A 2,147-nucleotide genomic window follows, 5' to 3' on the forward strand; every position below is an offset into this window, starting at 1 on the left:
AGGACACCGCCCTTTCACGGCGGTAACAGGGGTTCGAGTCCCCTAGGGGACGCCACGATTACCCGCTCTGCGGGATTTATAAGGGTCATTCAATTATTGAATGGCCCTTTTGTTTGTCTGGCGTTTGGCCAACTCTCCTTTTTCCTTACACTGTGCTTCAGACCAGCGGTCATATCCTCGACTTGCGGAATATTATTATGCGAATAATATTCTAGTCGTAATATTCGGAGGCAACGATGAACGATAAAAAAGCTCAAACCCGCGAACGCATCCTCAAGGCTGCCAGCGCCGCACTGATGCAGCGTGGCCCGGCGGATCCCAGCGTGGGCGAAGTGATGGGCGCCGCCGGCCTGACCGTCGGTGGTTTCTACGCGCACTTCGAAAGCAAGGACGCGATGATGCTCGAGGCGTTCAAGCTACTGCTCAGCCGTCGACGCGACCTGATTGCCGACATGGATTCCGAGCTGACCGGTGAAGAGCGTCGCGCCCTGGTCGCTGCGTTCTATCTGTCACGCAAGCACCGTGATTCCAGCGATGCCGCGTGCCCGATTCCGGCTTCCATCGGCGAACTTGGGCGTCTGCCGGAATCCTTCCGCATCGCGCTGAACGAACACCTGGAACTGATGATTGCGCAGTTGGCGTCCAGCCCCGAGGACACCGACAAGGCGTTGGCCGATGTGGCGTTGATGGTGGGTGGTCTGGCGCTGGCACGCGCGCTGGGTCCGGGCGATTTATCCGATCGATTGCTGCGCGCTGCCAAGTCGGCGGTGCGTTGACCTGAAGGCAACACGCCTGAGGAGAAAGCGATGAACACGTTGAAGTGGGTTCGTGGCGTTAATGGCACCTTGGGCTGGATTGCACCGCAACGAGTAGCAAGCAAAATGCGTCAGGCGTTCATGACGCCGCGCACGTTGCCACTGCGCGATTGGGAGCTGCCGCTGCTGGCGAGTGCCGAACGCATCACGCTCCGCTTCGGCCTGTCGGCGCTGCGTTGGGGGCAGGGGCCGGCGGTGCTGTTGATGCACGGTTGGGAAGGGCGGCCCACCCAGTTTGCGGCGTTGATCACGGCGCTGGTCGAGGCCGGTTACACCGTCGTAGCCCTCGATGGCCCGGCCCATGGTCGTTCGCCGGGGCGTGAAGCCAACGTCGTACTGTTCGCCCGCGCCATGCTCGAAGCGGCCGCCGAATTGCCTCCTCTTCAAGCCGTCATCGGCCACTCCATGGGCGGCGCCAGTGCCATGCTTGCCGTGCAACTGGGCCTGCGCACCGAAACCCTGGTCAGCATCGCTGCTCCCGCGCGGATCCTCGGCGTGTTGCGCGGTTTTGCCCGCTACGTCGGCATGCCACCGCGGGCGCGCTCGGCGTTCATCCGCCAGGTCGAGCAGGACGTCGGCATGCGCGCCGCGACTCTTGATGTCGCGCACTATCAACTGGATATGCCGGGCCTGATCGTGCATGCCGAGGACGATAACTTCGTCTCGGTCAAGGAATCGCAATTGATCCACGAGTCATGGTTCGACAGCCGTCTGCTGCGCCTGGAAAGCGGCGGCCACCAGCGCGTGCTGGCCGACCCTCGGGTGGTTGATGGCGTGTTATCACTGTTGGCGGGGCGCAGCCTTCAGGCGCGGCAATCGGCCTGACATCCGTTACACTGCCCCGGTTGAATCATCTGACCGGGAGTGGGGCATGGGCTGGGATCGGGCAACGCCGTTCACCATTGATCTGCAAGTAGGCGCCGAGGACATCGACGGGCTGGGCCACGCGAACAACGCGGTGTACGTGACCTGGCTCGAGCGCTGCGCCTGGCGCCACTCGCAGCGTCTGGGGCTGGATCTGGTCGAATACCGGCGCCTGGATCGGGCGATGGCCGTGGTGCGTCACGAAATCGATTATCTGGCGGCGGCCTACGAAGGCGACGAACTGCAACTGGCGACCTGGATCGTCGATTGGGATCAGCGCCTGAAAATGACCCGGCACTTCCAGCTGATCCGCCCCAGCGACAACGCCACCCTGCTGCGTGCCCAGACCACTTTCGTCTGCATCGAACTGTCCAGCGGCAAGCCCAAGCGCATGCCGGCGGAGTTCATCGAGGGTTATGGCCCGGCGATCCAGACTTCAGGGGTAGCGAAAACCTGACCTGTGGGAGC

Annotated in this window: 3 protein-coding genes; all 3 read left to right on the forward strand. The window is 62.6% G+C overall.

Annotated features, from left to right (window positions below):
* Positions 1-236 precede the first annotated feature (236 nt).
* Genes QRN61_RS27530 through QRN61_RS27540 form a run of 3 tightly spaced genes read left to right on the forward strand, consistent with a single transcriptional unit; the run spans position 237 to position 2,136 of the window.
* Positions 237-776: a TetR/AcrR family transcriptional regulator gene (locus QRN61_RS27530; protein ID WP_096796148.1), complete on the forward strand. Its 540-nt coding sequence runs from the start codon at positions 237-239 to the stop codon at positions 774-776.
* 30 nt (positions 777-806) lie between these two features.
* The gene (locus tag QRN61_RS27535; RefSeq protein ID WP_285376435.1) at positions 807-1,640 is read left to right on the forward strand and encodes an alpha/beta fold hydrolase; all 834 of its coding nucleotides are present in this window, start codon (positions 807-809) and stop codon (positions 1,638-1,640) included.
* Between the two features lie 46 nt (positions 1,641-1,686).
* The gene (locus QRN61_RS27540; RefSeq protein ID WP_027611525.1) at positions 1,687-2,136 is read left to right on the forward strand and encodes an acyl-CoA thioesterase; all 450 of its coding nucleotides are present in this window, start codon (positions 1,687-1,689) and stop codon (positions 2,134-2,136) included.
* Positions 2,137-2,147: the final 11 nt, after the last annotated feature.

The sequence above is a fragment of the Pseudomonas sp. lyk4-TYG-107 genome (genome assembly GCF_030209055.1).
GTDB classification, from domain to species: Bacteria; Pseudomonadota; Gammaproteobacteria; order Pseudomonadales; family Pseudomonadaceae; genus Aquipseudomonas; species Aquipseudomonas putida_A.